General features: G+C 65.6%; 24 protein-coding genes and 1 pseudogene. 18 read left to right on the top strand and 7 right to left on the bottom strand.

The features are described 5' to 3' along the window. Positions 1–169: 169 nt before the first annotated feature. Positions 170–508 (bottom strand): P-II family nitrogen regulator, encoded by a 339-nt coding sequence (locus CVUC_RS03030; RefSeq protein ID WP_010919216.1) that lies wholly within the window; start codon positions 506–508, stop codon positions 170–172. 477 nt (positions 509–985) lie between these two features. Here CVUC_RS03030 and CVUC_RS03040 point away from each other — a divergent pair, with 477 nt between their 5' ends. The 3 genes and pseudogenes from CVUC_RS03040 to CVUC_RS20255 form a co-directional block, all read left to right on the top strand. Beyond that, positions 986–1885 (top strand): glycine--tRNA ligase subunit alpha, encoded by a 900-nt coding sequence (locus CVUC_RS03040; protein WP_096032978.1) that lies wholly within the window; start codon positions 986–988, stop codon positions 1883–1885. A gap of 6 nt (positions 1886–1891) precedes the next feature. Next, entirely contained in the window at positions 1892–3976 is a 2085-nt protein-coding gene (gene glyS / locus CVUC_RS03045; RefSeq protein WP_101685788.1) for a glycine--tRNA ligase subunit beta, read from the top strand. A 54-nt stretch (positions 3977–4030) separates the two neighbouring features. Beyond that, positions 4031–4114, top strand: a pseudogene (locus tag CVUC_RS20255) (hypothetical protein); the annotation flags it as partial. A 23-nt stretch (positions 4115–4137) separates the two neighbouring features. Here the strand turns inward: CVUC_RS20255 and CVUC_RS03050 are convergent. After that, positions 4138–4995, bottom strand: coding sequence for a metal-dependent hydrolase (locus tag CVUC_RS03050; protein ID WP_096032979.1), 858 nt, complete (start codon positions 4993–4995; stop codon positions 4138–4140). A 56-nt stretch (positions 4996–5051) separates the two neighbouring features. Here CVUC_RS03050 and CVUC_RS03055 point away from each other — a divergent pair, with 56 nt between their 5' ends. Beyond that, positions 5052–5684, top strand: a complete 633-nt coding sequence (locus tag CVUC_RS03055; RefSeq protein WP_164468102.1) for a TetR/AcrR family transcriptional regulator — start codon at positions 5052–5054, stop codon at positions 5682–5684. Here the strand turns inward: CVUC_RS03055 and CVUC_RS03060 are convergent. From CVUC_RS03060 to CVUC_RS03075, 4 genes are all read right to left on the bottom strand, one after another. Beyond that, positions 5681–6076: an NUDIX hydrolase gene (locus CVUC_RS03060; RefSeq protein WP_096032981.1), complete on the bottom strand. Its 396-nt coding sequence runs from the start codon at positions 6074–6076 to the stop codon at positions 5681–5683. The two genes, CVUC_RS03055 and CVUC_RS03060, sit on opposite strands and share 4 nt — an antisense overlap. After that, on the bottom strand, positions 6073–7077 hold the full coding sequence (gene hemB / locus CVUC_RS03065; protein WP_096032982.1) for a porphobilinogen synthase: 1005 nt from the start codon (positions 7075–7077) through the stop codon (positions 6073–6075). The genes CVUC_RS03060 and hemB overlap by 4 nt, the downstream gene beginning before the upstream one ends. A 58-nt stretch (positions 7078–7135) precedes the next feature. Next, complete coding sequence (locus CVUC_RS03070; protein ID WP_096032983.1) at positions 7136–8635, bottom strand: flavin-containing monooxygenase; 1500 nt, start codon at positions 8633–8635, stop codon at positions 7136–7138. A 134-nt stretch (positions 8636–8769) separates the two neighbouring features. Continuing rightward, a complete protein-coding gene (locus CVUC_RS03075; protein WP_024265702.1) occupies positions 8770–9228 on the bottom strand; it encodes a DUF2147 domain-containing protein in 459 nt (152 codons plus the stop codon). Positions 9229–9295: 67 nt separating this feature from the next. Between CVUC_RS03075 and CVUC_RS03080 the strand changes: the two genes are divergently transcribed. The 7 genes from CVUC_RS03080 (at position 9296) to hemA (ending at position 15533) form a co-directional block, all read left to right on the top strand. Then, the gene (locus CVUC_RS03080) at positions 9296–9400 is read left to right on the top strand and encodes a hypothetical protein (protein ID WP_101685789.1); all 105 of its coding nucleotides are present in this window, start codon (positions 9296–9298) and stop codon (positions 9398–9400) included. A gap of 91 nt (positions 9401–9491) precedes the next feature. Beyond that, the gene (locus CVUC_RS03085) at positions 9492–10637 is read left to right on the top strand and encodes an isobutyryl-CoA dehydrogenase (protein ID WP_164468103.1); all 1146 of its coding nucleotides are present in this window, start codon (positions 9492–9494) and stop codon (positions 10635–10637) included. A 7-nt stretch (positions 10638–10644) separates the two neighbouring features. Further along, positions 10645–11250: a histidine phosphatase family protein gene (locus CVUC_RS03090; RefSeq protein WP_096032985.1), complete on the top strand. Its 606-nt coding sequence runs from the start codon at positions 10645–10647 to the stop codon at positions 11248–11250. A gap of 4 nt (positions 11251–11254) precedes the next feature. Then, the gene (locus CVUC_RS03095) at positions 11255–12307 is read left to right on the top strand and encodes an enoyl-CoA hydratase/isomerase family protein (RefSeq protein ID WP_101685790.1); all 1053 of its coding nucleotides are present in this window, start codon (positions 11255–11257) and stop codon (positions 12305–12307) included. Between the two features lie 58 nt (positions 12308–12365). Then, positions 12366–13163 carry a class I SAM-dependent methyltransferase gene (locus tag CVUC_RS03100; protein ID WP_096032986.1) on the top strand — a complete coding sequence of 266 codons (798 nt, stop codon included), beginning with the start codon at positions 12366–12368 and terminating at the stop codon, positions 13161–13163. A gap of 14 nt (positions 13164–13177) precedes the next feature. After that, on the top strand, positions 13178–14131 hold the full coding sequence (mmsB, locus tag CVUC_RS03105; protein ID WP_233279814.1) for a 3-hydroxyisobutyrate dehydrogenase: 954 nt from the start codon (positions 13178–13180) through the stop codon (positions 14129–14131). 175 nt (positions 14132–14306) lie between these two features. Beyond that, positions 14307–15533, top strand: coding sequence for a 5-aminolevulinate synthase (gene hemA, locus CVUC_RS03110; RefSeq protein WP_010919232.1), 1227 nt, complete (start codon positions 14307–14309; stop codon positions 15531–15533). Between the two features lie 97 nt (positions 15534–15630). Here hemA and CVUC_RS03115 read toward each other — a convergent pair whose 3' ends face one another. Next, entirely contained in the window at positions 15631–16077 is a 447-nt protein-coding gene (locus CVUC_RS03115; RefSeq protein ID WP_024265704.1) for a MucR family transcriptional regulator, read from the bottom strand. Between the two features lie 164 nt (positions 16078–16241). On the opposite strand from CVUC_RS03115, the gene glyA reads away from it, so the two are divergent. The 7 genes from glyA to CVUC_RS03150 all read left to right on the top strand — a co-directional run bounded on the left by glyA (position 16242) and on the right by CVUC_RS03150 (position 23066). Next, positions 16242–17528, top strand: coding sequence for a serine hydroxymethyltransferase (gene glyA, locus CVUC_RS03120; protein ID WP_012640217.1), 1287 nt, complete (start codon positions 16242–16244; stop codon positions 17526–17528). Between the two features lie 32 nt (positions 17529–17560). Then, positions 17561–18034, top strand: coding sequence for a transcriptional regulator NrdR (nrdR, locus tag CVUC_RS03125; protein ID WP_010919235.1), 474 nt, complete (start codon positions 17561–17563; stop codon positions 18032–18034). Between the two features lie 65 nt (positions 18035–18099). Continuing rightward, complete coding sequence (ribH, locus tag CVUC_RS03130) at positions 18100–18564, top strand: 6,7-dimethyl-8-ribityllumazine synthase (protein WP_096032988.1); 465 nt, start codon at positions 18100–18102, stop codon at positions 18562–18564. Then, positions 18561–19010 carry a transcription antitermination factor NusB gene (nusB, locus tag CVUC_RS03135; protein ID WP_010919237.1) on the top strand — a complete coding sequence of 150 codons (450 nt, stop codon included), beginning with the start codon at positions 18561–18563 and terminating at the stop codon, positions 19008–19010. Before ribH ends, nusB begins: the two co-directional genes overlap by 4 nt. Beyond that, complete coding sequence (thiL, locus tag CVUC_RS03140; RefSeq protein WP_010919238.1) at positions 18970–20028, top strand: thiamine-phosphate kinase; 1059 nt, start codon at positions 18970–18972, stop codon at positions 20026–20028. The genes nusB and thiL overlap by 41 nt, the downstream gene beginning before the upstream one ends. Before the next feature lie 162 nt (positions 20029–20190). Continuing rightward, positions 20191–20685, top strand: a complete 495-nt coding sequence (locus tag CVUC_RS03145) for a hypothetical protein (RefSeq protein WP_024265705.1) — start codon at positions 20191–20193, stop codon at positions 20683–20685. A 242-nt stretch (positions 20686–20927) separates the two neighbouring features. Further along, the gene (locus tag CVUC_RS03150; protein ID WP_096032989.1) at positions 20928–23066 is read left to right on the top strand and encodes a sodium-translocating pyrophosphatase; all 2139 of its coding nucleotides are present in this window, start codon (positions 20928–20930) and stop codon (positions 23064–23066) included. The last annotated feature ends 24 nt before the right edge of the window (positions 23067–23090 follow it).

Below are 23090 nucleotides of genomic sequence, written 5' to 3' on the forward strand. Positions count from 1 at the left end.
GCCGGAGCCGGCGCGGCCTCGGCGGGCGCGGCGGCGGCCGGCGCGGGCGCGGCCTCTTGGGCGAAAGCGGTCGCCCCCAGCGGAGCCCCCGCGATGGTCGCGGCGAGCATAAGCCCCGCCAGCGGTTTGAAGGTGAGTTTCATCGTCGGTATCCCCTTTTCCCGATGCGTTACAGAGCGGCCGAGCCGGTTTCGCCGGTGCGGATGCGGACGGCTTCTTCGACATTGAGGACGAAGACCTTGCCGTCGCCGATCTTGCCGGTGGCGGCCGCGCCCTTGATGGCTTCGACGGCCTTGGCGGCCGAGGCGTCGTCGACAACGGCCTCCAGCTTCACCTTCGGCACGAAATTCACCTGGTACTCGGCGCCCCGGTAAATCTCGGTCTGGCCCTTCTGGCGGCCGTAGCCCTTCACTTCAGACACCGTCAGGCCTTCAACGCCGGCCGCGACGAGCGCTTCGCGCACCTCGTCCAGCTTGAAGGGTTTGACGACCGCTATGATCAGTTTCATCCGCCTTACTCCGGCCCGCCGAGACGCGGGCTTGATTTGCTTGATTGTTCGAGAGCGATGTCGCCCCCGTTTTGTGATCACCGCCGACGCCGCCCTTACGCGCTGCATCGTTTCCCCGGCGCGATCACGCTATCGGCGACGGTTCCATGACGGGGCGCGCCAGCAAGGTTTTGGAAACGAAATGGGCGAGGCGCCCAAAAGCTGAGCGACGATGATCGCGACTGCATCAGATTTCAGCGTTTTCGATCGACGGGGTTTGGCGAGTGTCGGGTTCGCGCCTTGGCCCAGGGGGCGGAGAACCGCCAACCGGGGCGAGCGCGATCCCGATCCATGCGCCCTGCAGGCTCGCCGCCGCCGAGCGCTGGCGAACACACCGCGCCCCGCGCCAAATAAGGCCTTTTCCGGCAAGGACATCGCTTGAAGCCCCGGACGGCGAGCCCTATGGTCCGCCGACTTTTTCTAGGCCTGCTTCGATCGATGTCGCGCGAAAAACCCAAGTCCTTCCAAAGCCTGATCCTGACGCTCCATGACTATTGGAGCCGGCAGGGCTGCGTCATCCTGCAGCCGCACGACGTGGAAGTGGGGGCGGGGACCCTGCACCCGGCCACGGTGCTGCGCGCTCTTGGCCCCAAGGTCTGGAACGCGGCCTATGTGCAGCCCTCGCGCCGTCCGGGCGATGGCCGCTATGGCGAGAACCCCAACCGCCTGCAGCACTACTATCAGTATCAGGTGATCCTGAAGCCGAACCCCGAGAACATGCAGGACCTGTATCTGGGTTCGCTGGAAGCGATCGGCCTGGACCTGCGCACCCACGACATCCGCTTCGTCGAGGACGACTGGGAGAACCCCACCGTCGGCGCCTGGGGTCTGGGCTGGGAAGTCTGGTGCGACGGCATGGAGGTGTCGCAGTACACCTACTTCCAGCAGGTCGGCGGCCTGGACGTGAACCCGGTGGCGGGCGAGCTGACCTATGGCCTGGAGCGCCTGGCCATGTACGTGTTCGGCGTCGACAACGTCTATGACCTGCCGTTCAACGACCCGGACTCGCCCCTGGGCGCGACGACCTATGGCGACGTGTTCCTCGAGAACGAGCGCCAGCAGTCGGAAGCCAACTTCCACGGCTTCGACGTGGCCGTGCTTAAGCAGCAGTTCGAGCAGATGGAAGAGCAGGTGCCGCTGATGCTGGCGCGCTCATACCAGGACAAGGCCCTGGTGCTGCCCGCCTACGACATGGTCCTCAAGGCCAGCCACCTTTTCAACCTGATGAACGCCCGCGGCGCGATCGCCGTCGCCGAGCGCGCCAGCTACATCGGCCGCATCCGCGACCTTTGTAAGATGTGCGCCAGCGCCTGGGTCGAGCAGCAGGAAGCCGCGTAAGTTAAGATGCCCCAACTTCTCCTCGAACTGTTCTCGGAAGAGATCCCCGCCCGCATGCAGGCCCAGGCCGCCAAGGACCTGGAGCGCATGGCGCGCGAGCACCTGGCCGCCGCCGGCTTCCTGCCCGAGGCCTTGAAGACCTTCGCCGGCCCGCGTCGCCTGACCCTGGTGGCCGAAGGCCTGCCGCTGGCCCAGGCCGACCGCAAGGAAGAGCTCAAAGGGCCCCGCGTCGGCGCCCCGCCGCAGGCCATGGAAGGCTTCCTGCGCAAGGCGGGCCTGACGCAAGACCAGCTGGTCGAGCGCGACGGCGTCTATATGGCCTTCATCGAAAAGAAGGGCCGCCCGACCGCCGAGATCATCGCCGAGATGGTCGAGGCCATCGTGCGCGGCTTCCCCTGGCCCAAGTCGATGATCTGGGGCACCAAGAAGCTGCGCTGGGTGCGGCCGCTCAAGCGCATCCTGTGCGTGCTGGACCGTGAGGTCGTGCCGTTCGCGATCGAGGGTATCGAAAGCGGTGACATCACCGAAGGCCACCGCTTCATGGGCGAGGCCAAGCCGTTCGTGGCCAAGGACTTCGACGAGTATGTCGCGGGCCTGGAAAAGCACTTCGTCGTGCTCGACGTCGAGGAGCGCAAGCAGCGCATCCTCGAGGGCTGCAAGACCCTGTGCTTTGCGCGTCACCTGGAACTGGTCGAAGACCAGGGCCTGCTCGACGAAGTCGCCGGCCTGGCCGAATGGCCGACCCCGGTGCTGGGCGACATGGACCCGGTGTTCCTCAGCCTGCCGCCCGAGGTGATCCGCACCTCGATGCGCACGCACCAGAAGTACTTCGCCGTCCGCAAGGCCGGCGAAGAGGGCCTGGCCCCGCACTTCATCACCATCGCCAACATCCAGGCGGCCGACGGCGGCGCGGTGATCGCGGCCGGCAACGCCAAGGTCTTGTCCTCGCGCCTCTCCGACGCCCGCTTCTTCTGGGACGAGGACGTCAAGGTCGGCTTCGAGCCGTGGCTCAAGAAGCTGGACGGCGTGACCTTCCACGCCAAGCTGGGGACGATGGCCCAGCGCGTCGAGCGCATCGTCGCCCTGGCCGGCGAGATCGCGCCGCTGGTCGGCGCGGATGTCGAGAAGACCAAGGAAGCTGCACGGCTTGCGAAGGCGGATCTGGCCTCGCAGATGGTCGGTGAGTTCCCCGAACTGCAGGGGATCATGGGTGGCTACTACGCCCGCACCTTCGGCCTGGACGGCGAGATCGCAGACGCCGTGCGCGACCACTACAAGCCGCAAGGCCCCTCGGACGCCGTGCCGACCGCGCCGGTGAGCGTGGCGGTGGCGTTGGCGGACAAGCTGGATACGCTGGTCGGCTTCTTCGCGATCGACGAGAAGCCGACGGGCTCCAAGGACCCCTATGCGCTGCGTCGCGCGGCGCTGGGGGTTATCCGGATTATCCTGGAGAACGGCCTGCGCGTGTCGCTCAATCAGTCCCTTACGCCGGCATTTAAGCGTGCGTCTGAAGCTGAGGCCGAACATCGCCCCTTCAGCCTTGATGAGCGAGAAGAGCCCAGTGCTTCGTCCGTGGTTGGTGGCGTCATCGCCTTCTTCGCCGATCGCCTGAAGGTCACGCTCCGCGATCAAGGCAAGCGACACGACCTCGTCGACGCCGTGTTCGCCTTGGGCGATGACGATCTGGCGCGCATCGTCGCGCGGGTCGAGGCCCTGGACGGCTTCCTGAAGACCGACGACGGCAAGACCCTGATGGCCGGCTACAAGCGCGCCTCCAACATCCTCAAGGCCGAGGAGAAGAAGGGCGCCCTGCCGACCGGCGCGCCCGCCGAACCGGCCGCCGACAGCGCCGCCGAGGTGGGCCTCTACAACGCCCTGCGTCTGCTGGACAAACCACTGAAGGACGCTCTGGCCAAGGAAGACTTCACCGGCGCCATGACCCAGTTGGCCGAACTGCGCGGCCCGGTCGACGCCTATCTCGACGGCGTCTTCGTCAACGAGCCTGAACACCGCGAAAACCGCCTGCGCACGCTGGCGGCGGTGCGGGATGCGATGGGCCAGGTGGCGGACTTTGGGCTGATTGGGGGGTAGGGAAAACCTCCCCCCATACAAAACCCGTCATCCCGCGCTTGATGCGCGGGACCCATGGTTCAGCTTCCGCGTGAGAGCGTAAGTGTTCCTCGCACCTGCGGCGGACAAATGGGTCCCGCGCATAAAGCGCGGGATGACGGGGAGATCGGATGTGTTGACCCCTAAGCCCGCACCGCCGCCGCGTTGAACTCCGCCATCCAGTCGGCGACCAGCGGACGGTCGTCCTGGTCCCACGGGTGGAAGCCCGGGCGGTACCAAGCGAAATAGGTCTTCCAGCCGCGGCGGAAGATGCCCGGATCGCCCCAGACAAAGCGCTTCACCGCCTTCAGCGCCGCCTTGGGCGTATAGCCGTCGGCCTCCAGCAGGCGGGCGGCGTAGCGGCTGATGTTGCGGGTGAACATGATGGTGACCAGCACCATCGCCCGGCAGCGGATCATGTAGCGCTTGAACGGCGACCAGTCCTTGGTGACCTCCAGGAAGACGTCATAGGCCACGGCCTTGTGCTCGGTCTCCTCGACCGCGTGCCAGCGCCACAGCTTTTCGATCTCGGGGTCGGTAGTGTCGAACAGGTTGCGGTGACGGGCGTGCATCTCGGCCATCATGGCCGTGAAGTGCTCCAGCGCGATGGTCGAGATCAGCATGGCCATCGGCCCGCGCTCGCGGGCCATCTTCACGCGGCCGCGAATGGTCTCCTCGATCTCGGCGACCGGATAGCGCTCGCGGTCGATCAGGCTGTTGAGGTGATGGTGCTCGCGCGAGTGGATCGCTTCCTGGGCGATGAAGCCCTTGGCGTCTTCGAGCAGCTTGCCCGACAGGCGGTCGCGATAGGCCTTCACCGCGTCCATGAACATCCGCTCGCCGTCGGGGAAGGTCAGCGACAGGGCGTTGAACACCGCGGTGCCGACCGGGTCGCCGCCCAGCCAGTGACCCTTCTGGGCCGAGGTCAGGTCGAAGCGGATGTCGCGCGGGGCGACGGAAAGGTCGTCAGGCGTGTGCTTGGCTTGGGTCGCAGCGGTCATGGGCGTTGTATCCTTGGCCGAGTTGGGGCTTGGTCAGCCCCTGTTGCTCCTGAGATTTGGTTGTACTGACAAAAATGTCAATAGAGGTCTCGCCTATCCGCGCCCCGCGCGTGCGTCGCTCGCCTGAGGCCGCGCGCGAGAACATCCTGGCGGCCGCCGAGGCGATCCTGGTCGAGCAGGGGCCCCAGGCCCTGAAGCTGGCCGACGTGGCCAAGGCCGCCGGCGTGGTCCACGCCAATGTCATCCACCATTTCGGCTCGATCGCCGGCGTCGAGGCGGCGCTGATGGAGCGGATGATCCGTCAGCTGGCCGACAAGGTGATCGCCGTCATCCAGAAGGAGGGCTCGTATATCGGCATGGGCGCTCAGGCCCTGTTCGACGCCTTCGAGGCCAAGGGCGCGGCGCGCCTAGCCGCCTGGCTGGAGATGACCGGCGAGGGCAAGCGAATGACCCTGGTGCGCGATGTCGTCGACGAGATCATCGACACCCGCGTGGCCCGCGAGGCCGTGCCCAATCGCGACGCGGTCGTCGATTTCATCCTGCTGAACATCATCCTGGCCGTCGGTGTGGGGCTGTTCGGCCCGACCTTGAGCGAACTTCTGGGTCGCCCTTCGGGCCGGGCGCGCGAGCTGGCTCAGGCGCTGATCCAGGAGCGGATCGATCAGGTCGTCGCCGCCGCGCGGTCTTAGGCTAGCGCGCGCAGGGCCGGCAGGACAGCGTCGGTCAGCAGCGGCGCCAGACGCCGATCGCCTGGCGCAGCCGGATCGACCCACGCCAGTTCCTCGATCTCGGCGCGCGGGCTGATCTCGCCCGTCACCTCGGCGAGATAGGTCGCCGACTGCACCGTGAAGCCGGCTTCATTGGCGGCCGGGGCGCTGAAGTGACCCAACAGCTCGGCGGAAACGAGCTCGCAGCCCAGCTCCTCGCGCAGCTCGCGGGCCAGGGTGGCCAGGTCGTCCTCGCCCGCATCGCGCTTGCCGCCGGGCTTCATGAAGATCGCGGTCCCGCGTTTGCGGACCAGCAGCAGCCGGCCCTCCGCATCGCGGATGACGGCGGTGACGATGTCGAGGACGCGGTTCAAGCCCCCAGCTTCTCCGCCGCCCAGGGGGCGAAATAGGTGATGATCCCGGCCGCGCCAGCGCGCTTGAAGGCGGTCAGGCTTTCCAGGATGGCGCGGTCCTTGTCGATCCAGCCGTTCTGGGCGGCGGCCATGATCATCGCGTACTCGCCTGACACCTGGAAGGCGTAGGTGGGCATGCGGAACTCCTCGACCAGGCGGCGCAGGATGTCCAGATACGGCATGCCCGGCTTGACCATGACCATGTCGGCGCCCTCGGCGATGTCGAGGGCGACTTCGCGGATGGCCTCCTCGGTGTTGGCCGGGTCCATCTGGTAGGTCTTCTTGTCGCCCTGCCCAGCCGAGAGCTTGGCCGAGCCGATCGCGTCGCGGTAAGGGCCATAGAAGGCCGAGGCGTACTTGGCGGCATAGGACATGATCATCACGTCCTGATAGCTGGCGGCTTCCAGCGCGGCGCGCAGTTTGCCGATGCGGCCGTCCATCATGTCGGACGGCGCCAGGATGTCGGCGCCGGCTTCCGCTTGCATCAGGCCCTGTTCGATCAGGCGCTCGATGGTGGCGTCGTTGAGGATCTTGCCACCTTCGACGACGCCGTCGTGGCCATGGTCGGTGAAGGGGTCCAGCGCCACGTCGCACATGATGCCGACCTCGGGGGCGGCGTCCTTCATGGCCTTGACCGCGCGGGGGATCACCCCGTCCGGGTCAGCGGCGATCGAGCCGGCCGCGTCCTTCCGCGACCCGTCGATATGCGGGAAAATGGCGATGGCCGGGATGCCCAGATCTCGGGCGCGGACGGCGGCCTTGGCGGCTTCCTTGACCGACAGGCGCTCGACGCCGGGCATGGAGGCGACCGGGATCGTCCCTTCACCCTCGTGCACCACCATCGACCAGATCAGGTCGGACGGACGCACCTCAGTCTCGCGAACCAGGCGACGGACCCAGTCGCTCTGGCGCACGCGGCGCAGGCGGGTGTGCGGATAGGGGGCGAGGGGCGGCGTGGTCATGGCGTTGATGTGAACCGCGCCGCCGGCCTAGGCAAGACCGAGACGCCCTTAAGCGGCCTCACGAATAGCGGAACGCCGCGTCGGTAAGGTCGATGGTCGGGAAGAGGTCCTTCTCGGTCCAGTAGTCCTGGGTGTGACGCCATTCGGGCTTGTCGCCGGCCTTTGGCAGGAGGTGCATGTTGCGCATCAGGTAGCCGGGATTGAAGTCCTCAGGGTCGATCCAACTCCCGATCTTCATGTCCCTGTCCTCGGGCCGCAGGGCGACATCGACCTGACGGGCTCCGGTCCTTTCCATGTGCGCCAGCAGGCGACAGACGAAGTCGCCGATCAAGTCCGCCCGCAGCGTCCAGCTGGCGCGGAAATAGCCGAACACCCAGACAAGGTTCGGCACGCCCGTGAACATCATGCCCCGGTAGGTGACCGTCTTGGCGAAGTCGAGCGGCTGGCCGTCGATCTCGAAGGCGATGTCGCCCAGCACCGACAGGTCAAAGCCCGTGGCGGTGATGATCACGTCGGCGTCGAGGGTTTCGCCAGACTTGAGCAGCAGGCCGGTCTTGGTGAAGCGCTCGATCTCGTCGGTGACCACGCTGGCCTTGCCCGAGGCGACGCCCTGGAAGAGGTCGCCGTCGGGCACGAAGGCGATCCGCTGGCGCCAGGGGCGGTAGCGGGGCGTGAAGTGCTTGGCGATGTCGAAGTCCTCGCCGAGGAACATCTTCACGCCCTCCAGCAGCTCGGCCTTCACGGCGTCGGATTCCTCGATCGCGCGGCGGGTGAAGTCGTGCTGGTCGAAAAGCACCTTCCGGCGGACGATCTCGTGGATCCAGGCTTCGTCGACCTGCAACTGACGCAGGGTGTTGGCCAGCTCGTTCTCGTTGCGGCCGGGGACGAAATAGGTCGGCGAGCGCTGCAGCAGCGTCACGTGCTCACAATCGCCGGCGATGTTGGGGACCAAGGTGGCGGCGGTAGCGCCCGAGCCGATGACGACGACCTTCTTGCCCTTCAGGTCGAGATCTGCGGGCCAGGTTTGCGGGTGGACGATACTGCCCCCGAAATCCGCCATGCCTGGCCATTCGGGGGTGTAGCCCACCGAGTGGCGATAATAGCCCTGGCACATCCAGAGGAAGTTGGTGGTGTAGGTCTCGACGCCGTCAGGGCCGGTCACCTGCAGCGACCAGAGCTTGTCCTTGGACGACCAGCGCGCTGAGCTGATGCGACGTCGATAGCGGATGTGCGGAGCCAGGCCGTTCTCGTCGATCACCTCGCCCATGTAGCTGAGGATCTCGGCGGCCGTGGCGATCGGCGGGCCGACCCAGGGCTTGAAGCGATAGCCGAAGGTATAGAGGTCGCTATCGGAGCGAATGCCCGGATAGGTGTGGGTCAGCCAGGTGCCGCCGAAGCTATCGAGGGCCTCTAGAACGCAGTACCGCGTTCCGGGTCTTTGCGTCGTCAGGTGATAGGCGCCGCCAATGCCGGAGATGCCGGCGCCGACGATGATCACATCGAAGTGCTGTGTCGCCGCGCCATGCGCGGTCTTCTGAAGCGTCGCCGCCTCGGCCATGCCCGTTCCTCCCGTGTTGGCCGCTTTGCGGCCAGTCGACCGGACGCCTCTGACGGGCGTCTAGGTTATCGACGTACACTTGGAGGGTCGCCCGTGTTTTGCGCTTAATCAAGCGCGTTCACGAGCAAAGTCCGCTATGGGGCGGCGCGAGAGGCCAAGACCGACCCGCCGTCCAGGCGCGTCCAGATCTGCGACTTGCAGAACAGGTTGCCGATCACGCAGCCCTTGGCGCGCATCGTCCGAGCGTCGAGCACATCGGCGGTGCCGACCAGAGTGACCCGCAGGGTGGGAACCCAGACACGGCCCTTGAGCGAGCCGTTGTTCTGCGCTTCGAACTCGCGGAGCAGTTGCTTGCCGATCAGGGTGTCGGCGCCGGCCTTGCGCGCGTCGGCCTCGGCCTTGGCGCTGGCCCACACGACGACGCCGCACGTGGCCGCGCCGCAGTTCTTGATCTCAAGATGGACCGTATTCTTCGGATTCCGCCAGACGCCATAGCTACGCGTGATGTCGCCGCCAGCATGGGCGGGCGCGACGAACGCGGTCATGGCCAGGGCGACCGTCAAGGCCGCCAGTACGAGTTTGAAGAAACGCATAATAGTCAGTGCAAAGGATTATGATTGAGGACGCCACCCCGGAGCAGGGCATTTGGAGCGAAAGGCCATGGTTATCAAGGGGGTGCGCTCCAACAGGCGATTCACACCGTGTAACGGAGGATTTCAGGTCACATTGAGCTCCGGCGTTCCGATAGTCTCCATGATGCAGTGAAATGGCGGTGGCGCATGATTGACACCGCGTCGCCGGCGCGGCACGTCAGCCATCAAAGAGGCGAGGGCGGTTCTGCCCCGAACGGGAGGAAGTGCGCATGGATTTCGCGCTGAACGAAGATCAAGTCGCAATCCAGGACGCCGCCCGCGCTTTCGCCGAAGGACAGCTTGCCCCGCATTCGGCCGACTGGGACGAAAACAAGCACTTCCCGGTCGACGTGCTGCGCCAGGCGGCCGAGCTGGGCTTCGCCGGCATCTATGTGAACGAAGATGTTGGCGGCTCGGGCCTGTCACGGCTCGACGCCTCGATCATTTTCGAGGCGCTCAGCTATGGCGATGTGCCGGTCGCCGCGTATCTCACCATCCACAACATGGCGTCGTGGATGATTGACCGCTTCGGCTCGGACGATCTGCGCCAGCGCTACCTGCCGCGCCTGACGACCATGGAGCTGATCGCCAGCTACTGCCTGACCGAACCGGGCTCGGGTTCGGACGCGGCCAATATGCGCACAACCGCTAAGCTTGACGGCGACCACTATGTCCTCAACGGCGGCAAGGCTTTCATTTCGGGCGGTGGTGTCTCTGACATCTATGTCGTCATGGCGCGTACGGGCGGCGAGGGGGCCAAGGGCGTCTCGGCCTTCGTGGTCGAGAAGGGCATGGAGGGGCTGAGCTTCGGCGCCAATGAGCGGAAGATGGGCTGGAACGCCCAGCCGACCGCTCAGGTCAATTTCGACAACTGCCGCGTGCCGGTCGCCAACCGCATCGGGCAGGAAGGCGAAGGCTTCCGCTTCGCCATGATGGGTCTGGATGGCGGTCGCCTGAACATCGCCTCGTGCTCGCTGGGCGGGGCCCAGTTCGCGCTCGACACCGCCAAGGCGTATCTGGAGACCCGCAACCAGTTCGGCCGCCCGCTGAAGGACTTCCAGGCGCTGCAGTTCAAGCTGGCCGACATGGCCACCGAGCTAGAGGCCGCCCGGCTGATGGTGCGTCGCGCCGCCCACGCGCTGGACAGCAAGCACCCTGAAGCGACCAAGCTGTGCGCCATGGCCAAGCGCTTCGCCACCGACGCGGGCTTCCAGGTCGCCAATGACGCCTTGCAGCTGCATGGCGGCTACGGCTACCTCCAGGATTATCCGCTGGAGCGCCTCGTCCGCGACCTGCGGGTGCATCAGATCCTGGAAGGGACCAACGAGATCATGCGCGTCATCATCGCCCGCGAGATGTTCCGCCAATGAGCGTCGGATGATCTATCTCTGTCGTCACGGCCAGACCTTCCACAATCGCGAGGGGCGACTGCAGGGACGGACGGAGTCCGATCTGACGCCGCTGGGCCTGATGCAGGCCCAGGCCATGGGTCAGTTGCTGCGTGACCTCGTGCGACGCGAACCGCCGGCGCCCTGGCGACTGGTCGCCAGCCCGCTGCGCCGGGCGCGTCACACTGCCGAGGCGATCGGCGAGCATCTGGGACTAGCCGTCGATTTCGACGAGCGTCTTGTCGAGATCGATGTTGGGGAATGGTCCGGGCGCCTGCGCGAAGAGGTGCATGGCGAGAATCCTCACCTTGTCGGCGACGACGCCTGGGGCTTCCAGGCGCCGGGTGGCGAGACCTATGAGGCCATGATGGTCCGGTTGACATCCTGGCTGAGTGAGCAGGCCACAGAACCCGAGCGCCGCCTGATCGTCGTCAGCCATGGCGTGGCCGGCCGACTGCTGCGCGGCGCCTATGCCGGGCTGGCGCGGGAAGAGACGCTGCGGCTCGACATTCCCCAGGACGCGGTTTTCCGTCTCGCGAAGGGTCAGATCGACCGTTTCGACTGCGAGCCCATCGACGAACTCGCCGAGGACTAAAGTGATGACCGAAGACCCCGAAGTCCTGATCCGCGTCGAGAAAAACGTCGGCCGCATTACGCTCAATCGGCCAAAGGCGCTGCACGCCCTGACGCTTGGCATGTGCGAGACCATGATCGGCGCGCTGCTGGACTGGCAGGACGATCCCGAAATCTACATGGTCCTGATCGACCATACGGGCGAGCGCGGCTTCTGCGCCGGCGGCGACATCCGCATGCTGGCCGACAGCGGCGCCAAGGACGGCGTTGAGGCGCGCCGGTTCTTCCACACCGAGTACCAGCTGAACCACCTGCTGTTCACCTACGAGACCCCGGTCGTCGCGGTGATGGACGGGATCGTGATGGGCGGTGGTGTCGGGATCTCGATGCCGGCCCACATCCGGATCGCCACCGAGCGCACCACCTTCGCCATGCCGGAGACGGGCATCGGCCTGTTCCCGGACGTCGGGGGGGGCTGGTACCTGCCGCGGTTGCCCGGGAAGGCGGGGCTGTGGCTGGCCCTGACCGGTGCGCGGATCAAGGGCGCGGACTGCATGCGCCTGGGCATCGCCACCCACTTCGTCGAGTTCGGCGCGGTGGAGGGCCTGAAGAAGGCGATCATCGCTGATCCGCGCCGCATCGAGGAGACGCTGCGCAAGTACCGCGCCGACGCCGGAAAGGCCTCGCTCCTGGGCTTCGAACAGGATCTGAACCGGTTGTTCGTCGGCGAAAGCGTCGAGGAGATCTTCGAGTTCCTGACCCTCGACTCCAGCGACTGGGGCAAGGCGCAGCTGGAGGTCCTGAAGACCAAGTCGCCCCAGACCCTCAAGGTGGCGTTCGAGCAGTTGAAACGCGGTGCGGCGATGGAGGACTTCGCCGACAACATGGCCATGGAGTACCGGATCGGCTCGCGCGTGGTGATGAAGCATGACTTCATCGAGGGCGTGCGGGCCGTGATCGTCGACAAGGACAACGCTCCACGCTGGTCGCCGGCGCGGGTCGAGGATGTCACGGACGCCGCACTGGCCGAGATTTTTGCACCTCTTCCGCCGGGCGAAGAGTGGACACCGCTGACGTAGCGGACGTCGTGCGCTAACGTGCCCGGAAACAAGAACACGTCGGTTCGGAAGGATTGCCATGCGTAAGCCGCTGCTAAGTCTCGTCGCTGTACTGGGTTTGGCGGCCTGCGCCAGCCAGCCGATGATGGGACCTCCGCCTCCGCCGCCGTCGGGGCCGGTTGCGATCGCCCTGCCGGCCAATATCGCGGCCGCGCTCAGCGATCCGTCGCGTCCCGCCGCCGACATGATCCGCGACAAGGATCGTCACCCCGGGGAGGTGCTGGCCTTCGCGGGCGTCAAGAGCGGCGCCAAGGTCGCCGACCTGATCCCGGGCGGTGGTTACTTCACGCGGATCTTCTCGAAGGCTGTCGGGCCCAAGGGCAAGGTCTACGCCTATGTGCCCGATGAACTGACCAAGCTCGCCAAGCGCGAGCCTGCGGTGAACGCGATCGCGCGCGATCCGGTCTATTCGAACGTGCAGGTCATCCTGAACACGCTTCCCAACTTTGGTGCGCCGGAGAAGCTGGACCTCGTGTTTACGGCCCAGAACTACCACGACATGCACAACAAGTTCATGGGCCCGGCCAACCTTGGCGTGGTGAACCGTCAGGTGTTCCGGGCGCTCAAGCCCGGCGGCGTCTATCTGGTGCTCGACCATGTCGCCGACGCGGGTTCGGGCCTGCGGGACACCGAGACGCTTCACCGGATCGACCCTGCGGTGGTCAAGGCTGAGGTGATGGCGGCGGGTTTCGTCTTCGAGGGCGAGACGCGGGTGCTGCGCAATCCCGCCGATCCGCGCGCCGCCAACGTCTATGACGCCGGCATTCGCGGAAAGACCGACCAGTTCGTCTACAAGTTCCGCAAGCCGGCGCGCTAAGAAAGCTGATTAAAATCAACGATAAGAGCCGCGCCCATGAGGCGCGGTTCGCTTTTGCAGGGAGTTCTTCGATGACGCGTATCGCCTTTATCGGCCTTGGCAACATGGGCGGCGGCATGGCCGCCAATCAGGCGAAGGCCCAGCATCAGGTCCGCGCCTTCGACCTTTCAGCTGCCGCAGTGGAGCGTGCTGTCGCAGCAGGTTGTCTGGCGGCCGCCTCGGTCGCTGAAGCCGTCGCCGAAGCCGAGATCGTCATCACCATGCTGCCGGCAGGGCCGCATGTGCGCGCGGTCTACGCCGAGCAGATCCTCCCGAATGCGCCCAAATCCGCGCTGTTGATCGATTGTTCGACCATCGACGTGGACAGCGCCCGCGTCGTGGCCCGGCAGGCCGCAGAGGCCGGCTTCCGGTTCGCCGACGCGCCGGTGTCCGGCGGGATCATGGCTGCAGAGGCGGGAACCCTGGCCTTCATGGTCGGCTGCGAGGCGAGCGACTTTGCCACCGTGGAGGCCGCCTTGGCGCCGATGTCGCGCGTGACCATCCACGCCGGCGACCATGGGGCGGGGCAGGCGGCCAAGATCTGCAACAACATGCTGCTGGGCGTCTCGATGCTGGGGACCTGCGAGGCCTTCGCCCTGGCCGAGAAGCTGGGCCTGGCGGCCGACCGCTTCTTCGAGATCGCCAGCAAGTCTTCGGGCCAGTGCTGGTCGATCACCTCGTACTGCCCGGTGCCGGGCGTGGGGCCGCAGACGCCCGCAGATCGCGGCTACGAGGGCGGCTTCGCCTCGGCGATGATGCTGAAGGACCTGAAGCTGGCTCAGGAAGCCGCCGCCAAGGCCGGCGCCTCGACGCCGATGGGGGCGCAGGCCGAGGCGCTCTACGCGCTGTTCGACGCCAACGGCTTTGGCGGCAAGGACTTCTCGGCCGTCATCGAGTTACTGCGCGGAAGGGTGGCCGATCTGCATTGAATCGGCCAAGAGATGATGGTTCAGGGCGTGTATCGAGAAACTCGATCAAGGCCATCAGGCCTTTCGATTTGCTAGGTAAACGCCCTTAGATGGACACTGCGGGCCACAGGTGCGAAAAGCCGGGCCTGGACTTAGGGGATCGTCGACCCGATGGGGCGGCGGTTTAGAGATCGAAATGGACTACAAAGCCGCGTTCCGCAGCGCCGTTGAGCAGATCCGCGAAGAGGGTCGCTACCGGGTGTTCGCCGACCTGAAGCGTCAGCGCGGCCAGTTTCCGCGCGCGACCTGGACGCGCCAGGACGGTTCGGAACACGAAGTCGTTGTCTGGTGCAGCAACGACTATCTCGGACAAGGTCAGAATCCTGTGGTTCTGGAGGCCATGAAGGCCGCCGTTGACGAGCATGGTTCGGGCTCCGGCGGTACGCGCAACATTTCGGGCACCAACCATGACCACGTCCTGCTGGAGCAGGAACTGGCGGATCTGCACGGCAAGGAAGCCGGCCTGCTGTTCACCTCGGGCTATGTCTCGAACGAGGCGACGCTCTCGGTGGTCCAGAAGATTCTGCCTGGCCTGATCATCTTCTCGGACGAACTGAACCACGCCTCGATGATCGCCGGCATCCGCAACGGCGGTGGTCCGCGCAAGATCTTCAAGCACAACGACCTGGCGCATCTCGAGCAACTGCTGGCCGAAGCGCCGGCTGACGCGCCCAAGCTGATCGCCTTCGAAAGCGTCTATTCGATGGACGGCGACATCGCCGACCTCGCCGGCACCGTGGCCCTGGCCAAGAAGTACGGCGCGATGACCTATCTCGACGAGGTTCACGCGGTCGGCATGTATGGCCCGCGCGGCGGCGGCGTCGCCGAGCGCGATGGCCTGATGGGCGAGATCGACATCATCGAAGGCACGTTGGGCAAGGCGTTCGGCGTGATGGGCGGCTACATCACCGGCGACGCCGAGGTGATCGACGCCATTCGCCTGATGGCTTCGGGCTTCATTTTCACGACGTCTCTGCCGCCGGCCCTGACGGCCGGTGCGCTGGCCAGCGTCCGCTGGCTCAAGCAGCACCCCGAGGTTCGCGAGATCCACCAGGAGCGCGCGGCGACCCTGAAGGCCATGTTCAAGGCGGCGGGCCTGCCGGTTATGGACAGCGTCAGCCACATCGTTCCGGTGCTGGTCGGCGATCCCGTCCACTGCAAGATGATCAGCGACATGCTGCTGGCCGATTTCGGCGTCTATGTGCAGCCGATCAACTATCCGACCGTGCCGCGTGGCACCGAGCGCCTGCGCTTCACCCCGACGCCGTTCCATACCGACGACATGATGCGCAAGCTGGTCGCGGCGATGGAGAAGCTTTGGGCCCACTGCAACGTCGCCCGGATGGGCGGCTACGCGGCCTAGAAGGAAGACGCGCACCTTCAGCTTCGGACGCCCGCAAAGCTCTGGAAACGAAAAACGCCGCCGGAAACCGGCGGCGTTTGTGCGCCTGGATGATGGCTCAGCTGCCTCGTCGCACGCCCTTGCCCAGGCCGATCTGCTTGGCGAAATCCGAACGTCTGGCCGCATAGGCCGGCGCCACCATGGGGTACTCCGGCGGCAGGCCCCATTTGCGACGATAGTCTTCGGGGCTCATGTCATAGTGCGAGCGCAGATAGCGCTTCAGCATCTTCAGCCTTTTGCCGTCTTCGAGGCAGACAATGTAGTCGTGCTGCACCGAACGGCTTACGGGAACGGCGGGCTTGGCCTTTTCTGCGGGCCTGGGCGCCTCGACGCCGTCGTTGAGCGTGGCCAGCGCCCCGTGGACGGTCCGGATCAGGTCTGGGATGGCCGCTTGAGCGACCGTATTTTGACCGACATAGGCCGCTACGATCTCGGCGCTGAGTCCCAGGATGTCGACGTCATTCTCGATCGTCGTGTCCGTGTTTACGCCGCCCTGAGACGCCATGAGATACCCCACTCCTGTTATTATCGTCATCGTTCGCGCAGGGGCCAGATGCGCCCTGCCGGTCGACAACGCGCAACATCTCGAGTGGTTCCGAGATTGATCGCCGCGCCTATCCCGTTAAAGAGGGCGCCTCTGCCGACTCCCCGCAACGCCAGGAGAGCGTGATGACCCAAACCGACCTCAGCGCCTTTTTCGGCGCGGACCTCGCCACCGCGGACCGCGACATCTTCGATCGCATCGGTCGCGAGCTGGGTCGCCAGCAGAACCAGATCGAGCTGATCGCCTCGGAGAACATCGTCTCCAAGGCCGTGCTTGAGGCCCAGGGCTCGATCCTGACCAACAAGTACGCCGAAGGCTATCCGGGCAAGCGCTACTATGGCGGCTGCGAATATGTCGACGAGATCGAGACGATCGCGATCGAGCGCGCCAAGGCGCTGTTCGGCGCGGGCTTCGCCAATGTTCAGCCGCACTCGGGCTCGCAGGCCAACCAAGCGGTGTTCATGGCGCTGCTGCAGCCGGGCGACACCTTCCTGGGCATGGACCTCGCGGCCGGCGGCCATTTGACGCACGGCAGCCCCGCCAACCAGTCGGGCAAGTGGTTCAAGCCGATTTCCTACTCGGTCCGCCAGCAGGACCAGCTGATCGACTATGACGGCGTCGCCGAGGTCGCCCAACGCGAGAAGCCCAAGCTGATCATCGCCGGCGGCAGCGCCTACAGCCGCGAGATCGACTTCGCCAAGTTCCGCGAGATCGCCGACTCGATCGGCGCCTATCTGATGGTGGACATGGCGCACTACGCCGGCCTGATCGCCGGCGGCGCCTATGCCAACCCGATCCCGCACGCCCACATCGTCACCACGACCACGCACAAGACGCTGCGCGGCCCGCGCGGCGGCTTGGTGCTGACCAACGACGAAGCGATCATCAAGAAGGTCAATTCGGCGGTGTTCCCCGGCCTGCAGGGCGGCCCGCTGGAGCACGTCATCGCGGCCAAGGCCGTCGCTTTCGGTGAAGCGCTGCAGCCTTCGTTCAAGGACTATGCGCGACAAGTTGTCGCGAACGCGCGGGCCCTGGCCGAGGCGCTGCTGAAGTCGGGCGTGAATATCGTCTCGGGCGGCACCGACAGCCACCTGATGCTGGTCGACCTGCGCCCGAAGGGCGTGACCGGCCGCGACGCCGAGCACAGCCTCGAGCGCGCCTACATGACCTGCAACAAGAACGGCGTGCCGTTCGACACTGCGCCGTTCACGATCACTTCGGGCATTCGCCTGGGCACGCCGGCTGGTACGACGCGCGGCTTCAAGGAAGCCGAGTTCACGCGCGTTGGCGAGCTGATCGGCGAGGTCGTCAACGGCCTGGCGGTCAATGGTCCGGAAGGCAACGCCGCCGTCGAGGCCAAGGTTCGCGAAGAAGTGCTGGCCTTGACGGGTCGCTTCCCGATCTACAACTAATAGGGTGATTGCGCCGCGGAGGGGGCTAGATCATGCGTTGCCCGTTCTGCGGTCATGCCGAAAGCCAGGTCAAGGATAGCCGCCCGTCGGAAGACGGCGCGGCCATCCGGCGTCGGCGGATGTGTCCTGAGTGCGGTGGACGTTTCACCACGTTCGAGCGCGTTCAGCTTCGCGAACTGATTATCGTGAAGCGCTCTGGGCGCCGTTCCCCGTTCGATCGCGACAAGCTGGTGCGTTCGGTCGGCCTCGCCACCCAGAAGCGTCCGGTCGACCCCGAGCGCGTCGAACGGATGGTCAACGGCATCGTTCGGCAGCTGGAAAGCATGGGCGAAACCGAGCTGCCGTCGTCGACGGTGGGCGAGATGGTTATGAAGGCGTTGAAATCGCTCGATGACGTCGCCTATGTCCGATACGCGTCCGTTTACCGTGATTTCAAGGAAACCAGCGACTTCGCCAAGTTCCTGACCGAAGAGGGTCTGAGCGACGGTGGCGAAGAAGAGCTATAGTCCGTTAATCCTGATGTGTGTTTGTAGGGGCGCGCGGCGCGCGTGCCCGTGGAGAGTTGAGCTAGATGGTTGAAGACAAAATCCGCCTGCTGATCGTGGAGGGCCGAAGCCATTCGGGGATCTCCGACGAACTGCTGCGCGGAGCCACCCAAGCCATCGAGGCGCAGGGCGCCGATTACGACGTGATCACCGTGTCGAACGCGCTGCAGATTCCGACCGTGATCGCCATGGCTGAGGATGCCGGGCACCGTCCGGTCGGCGTGCGCTATGATGGCTATGTCGCCCTGGGCGTTGTGATCCGCGGCGAAACCTACCATTTCGAACTCGTCGCCAACGAGACCGCTCGTGGCTTGCAGGACCTTGGCGTGGCCAAGCGTCTGCCGATCGGATTCGGCGTACTGGCCGTTGATGAAGAGGCCCAGGCCCTGAGCCGCGCCCGGGTCAGCGAAGGTGATCGCGGCGGCGCGGCCGCTAAAGCCTGCCTGGAGACCATCGGCCTGAAGCGCCAACTGCTGGGACAGGCCCGATGAGCGGCAACCGTATCCAACCGCGCTCGGTGGCGCGTCTCGCCGCCGTCCAGGCGCTGTATCAGATGGAAGTCTCGGGCGCCGGCGTCGATTCGGTGATCCGCGAGTTCGGCGAGCATCGCTTCGACCGCGACGTCGAGGGCGAGCAGCTCGCGGCGGCTGACGAGACCTTCTTCGCCGACCTCGCGCGCGGCGTGGTGACCAATCAAGCCAAGATCGACCAGGGCATCGTCAAGCGTTTGGCGTCCGGTTGGCGACTGGAAAGACTGGATGCGACGGCCCGCGCGGTGCTGCGCGCCGGGGCCTTCGAGCTGATGTACCGATCGGACGTTCCGACCGAGGTGGTCATCAATGAATATGTAGAGATCGCGAAATCCTTTTTTGAAGGTCCCGAGTCAGGCTTCATCAATGGCGCCCTCGACGCGATCGCCCGTGATGCACGAGACTGACGAAGAAGACTGGTTCGCTGAAGACGACGCTGCGGCCCCCGCTGCGGCGCCGCCGACTGAATTCGATCATATCGCGCGGTTGCTGCGGCCGCTGACGCGCGGCGACCCTGTCGCTCTGGATCTTCTGGACGATGCGGCGGTGCTGCCGTCCAGGCCGGGATACGACCTGGTGATCACCAAGGACGCCATGGTCGCGGGCGTTCACTTCCTGGCCGAAGAGGCCTTGGATGTCGTCGCCCGAAAGCTGCTTCGCACCAATCTGTCCGACCTCGCCGCCAAGGCGGCCGAGCCCTATGGCTATTTCCTCGCCGTGGGCTGGCCTTCCGGCTCCGACGTCGCCTCGCGAGAGACCTTCGCCCGAGGGCTGGCCGAGGACGGTGCGTTGTTCGACATTTCCCTGCTGGGCGGGGATACGGTCACCACCTCCGGTCCGCTCGTCGTGTCGGCGACCTTCCTGGGCTGGGCGCCGCAGGGCGAGACGATCCTTCGCCGGGGCGCCAAGCCTGGTGACCGCCTGATGGTCTCCGGTACGATCGGTGACGGATGGCTGGGTCTTCTGGCGCAGTGGGGCGAGGTCATGGACGCCGATGGAGCCATGCTGCGCCGCTATCGCCAGCCGGAACCGCGCGTGACCCTCCGCGACGCCATGCGCGTTCACGCCAAGGCCGCCGCCGATGTTTCCGACGGGCTTCTGGCCGACAGCAGCCATATCGCCAAGGCCAGCGGCTGCCGGGTGCGGGTCGATCTTGAGCGGTTGCCGCTTTCGCCGGGTGCGCAAGCCTGGCTGGATCAACAGCCCGAACAGGTCGAGGGACGGATCTCCCTGGCGTCCGGTGGCGATGACTACGAGATCGTCTGTGCGGTTGACCCCAATGAGGCCTGGGCCTTCCGCGTGGCGGCTGCCGCCGCCGGCGTGAAGGTCAGCGAGATCGGCGAGTTTGTCGAAGGCGAGGGGGTCTCGGCCTACTACAAGGGGCGTGACGTCACACCCTCTCGGCTTGGCTGGCTTCACGGCTAGAGCATTTGCCGATCCGTAGGAAACGGTGATCGGATCGAGAAGCGCTCTGAATGTCTGAGATGGAGCCCTTTTTATCCGATCTGAGTGAGTCAATCGGATCGGAAAGGGCCGCACGGCTGCGGTTAGGCGAATTTCAAGGCCTTGGATGCTAGGGGAGGGGCCATGACCTCGCCAGACACCCCCACGCGCCGCATCCTCTTGGCCGCCGCCTGTGGCGCTTTGGCCGCCTTGGCCAGCCCCGCCCTGGCCTCCGAAAAGAAGAAGGATGACGGCAAGCAGGCGCTCGACCCCACCTACAAGCTGGGCTCGATGACCATCCCGATCATCGCCAATGGCAGGATCGTCAACTACGTCTTCGTGGCGATGACGCTCAAGTTGACCTCCGGAACGGAAGTCGAGTCCTTCAAGGACAAGGAGCCAGCCCTGCGGGACGCGATCGTGCGGGCGGCGCACAAGACTCCCTTCACGCGCGCCGACACCTGGAAAGAAGTGGACGGGCCACGTCTCACGGCCTTTGTGCTGAGCCAGTGCGCTGTTCTGTTCGGTAAGGGCAAGGTCGCCTCGGTCGAGATCGTGAAACAGATCCCCCGACAGCAACTGATGCCTCCCAAGGCCAGCGCGGCGATACAGGTCGATCGCGACATCGTTCGCCCCTAGGCGGGCTTTCTGGCCCAGTTCCTCAGCGACAAACGCTTGTTTCGAGCCGGGTTGCGCACCCCCCAGCCATCTGACAGTCTCGTTGGAATGACACTGTTCCGGGTGTCATTTAGGGAGCATCGAGGGGCATGAGGCCAAAAGGCCCGCCCGTCGATCGGGGTGGCGGGTTTGACGTGCGTCATTCCATTCTCCCCGGATCGGCGTCCCCTCGTGATTGAGAAACGCGAAGGGGCGAAGAACTAATGAGTCTTTGGCTTTATCTGGCTATTGGGGCCGGGCTTCTGGCGGTGCTGTACGGCGCCGTGCAGACAGCGAGTCTAATGCGAGCCTCGGCTGGCAATGCGCGTATGCAGGAGATCGCTGCGGCGATCCAGGAAGGGGCTCAGGCCTATCTCAAGCGCCAATACACGACGATCAGCATCGTCGGCGTGGTGGTGATCGCCGCTCTGGCGTTCTTCTTCAAATCTTGGGAGCAACCGGTTGGCTTCGCGCTGGGCGCGATCCTTTCGGGCGCGGCGGGCTTCGCCGGCATGCTGATCTCGGTTCGCGCCAATGTGCGGACCGCACAAGCCTCCTCCGAGAGCCTCGCCAAGGGTCTGTCGATGGCCTTCACCTCCGGCGCCGTGACGGGCATGCTGGTGGCCGGCTTCGCCCTGCTGGGCGTGGCGGGCTACTACTACGTCCTGTTGGCCACCGGCCACGAGGCGACCGGTCGCGTGGTCATCGACTCGCTGGTCGCGCTGGGCTTCGGCGCCTCGCTGATCTCGATCTTCGCCCGTTTGGGCGGCGGCATCTTCACCAAGGGCGCCGACGTGGGCGGTGACCTTGTCGGCAAGGTCGAGGCCGGCATTCCGGAGGATGATCCTCGCAACGCCGCGACGATCGCCGACAATGTGGGTGACAATGTCGGCGACTGCGCCGGTATGGCCGCCGACCTGTTCGAGACCTACGCGGTGACCACGGTCGCCACCATGGTGCTGGCGGCGATCTTCTTCCGCGGGACCGAGGCCGTCAGTGCGATGATGCTGCTGCCGCTGGCGATCTGCGCGGTCTGCATCGTCACCTCGATCATCGGCGCGTTCTTCGTGCGTCTGGGCAAGAGCCAGAACATCATGGGCGCTCTGTATCAGGGCCTCATCGTGACCGGCGTCCTGTCGATCCCGGCCGTCTGGTACGTGATCCACCAGCTGGTGCCGACCGCCGTCGAGGTGGACGGTCGCTCCTATGGCGCCGACGCGCTGTTCTATTGCGGTCTGGCCGGTCTAGTCGTCACCGCCGCGATCGTGATGATCACCGAGTACTACACCGGCACCGGCTTCCGTCCGGTCAAGTCGGTGGCGCAGGCCTCGGTCTCGGGTCACGGCACCAACGTGATCCAGGGCCTGGCCATGTCGCTGGAATCGACGGCCCTGCCGGCCTTGACGATCATTGTCGGCATCGTGGTGACCTATAACCTGGCGGGCCTGTTCGGCATCGCCATCGCCACTACGACCATGCTGTCGCTGGCCGGCTTCATCGTCGCCCTCGATGCTTTCGGCCCCGTGACCGACAATGCAGGCGGCATTGCCGAAATGGCCGGCCTGCCGCCGGAAGTCCGCGTGACGACCGACGCGCTGGACGCCGTGGGCAACACCACCAAGGCCGTCACCAAGGGCTACGCGATCGGTTCTGCCGGTCTGGGCGCCCTGGTGCTGTTCGCCGCCTATACCGAGGACCTGAAGTTCTTCTCGGAAAACGCCGCCCCAGGTAGCTTCTTCCACGGCATGGGCGCGGTGACGTTTGACCTGTCCAACCCCTATGTCGTGGTCGGTCTGCTGTTTGGCGGCCTGCTGCCGTTCCTGTTCGGTGGCCTGTCGATGACCGCCGTCGGCCGTGCGGCCGAGTCGGTCGTCGCCGAGGTCCGCCGTCAGTTCCGCGAGAACCCCGGCATCATGACCGGCGAGGTCAAGCCGGAGTATGGCAAGGCCGTGGACATCCTCACCAAGGCCGCTATCCGCGAGATGATCTTGCCCAGCCTACTGCCGGTCGTCTCGCCGGTGGCGCTCTTCTTCGTGATCCAGGCCATCGCCGGCAAGGTCGACGCGTTTGCAGCCCTCGGCGCCATGCTGATGGGCGTGATCGTCACGGGCCTGTTCGTCGCCATCTCGATGACGAGCGGTGGTGGCGCCTGGGACAACGCCAAGAAGGTGATCGAAGAGGGCTTCACCGACAAGAACGGCGTCCTGCACAAGAAGGGCGGGGAAACCCACAAGGCGGCCGTCACCGGCGACACCGTCGGCGACCCCTACAAGGACACCTCGGGTCCCGCCGTGAACCCGATGATCAAGATCACCAACATCGTGGCCTTGCTGCTTCTCGCGGTCCTGGCCCACGGCGTCTGATCTTTCAGAGGGCCAGTCATAAAG

The organism is Caulobacter vibrioides, assembly GCF_002858865.1.
Lineage (GTDB): Bacteria > Pseudomonadota > Alphaproteobacteria > Caulobacterales > Caulobacteraceae > Caulobacter > Caulobacter vibrioides.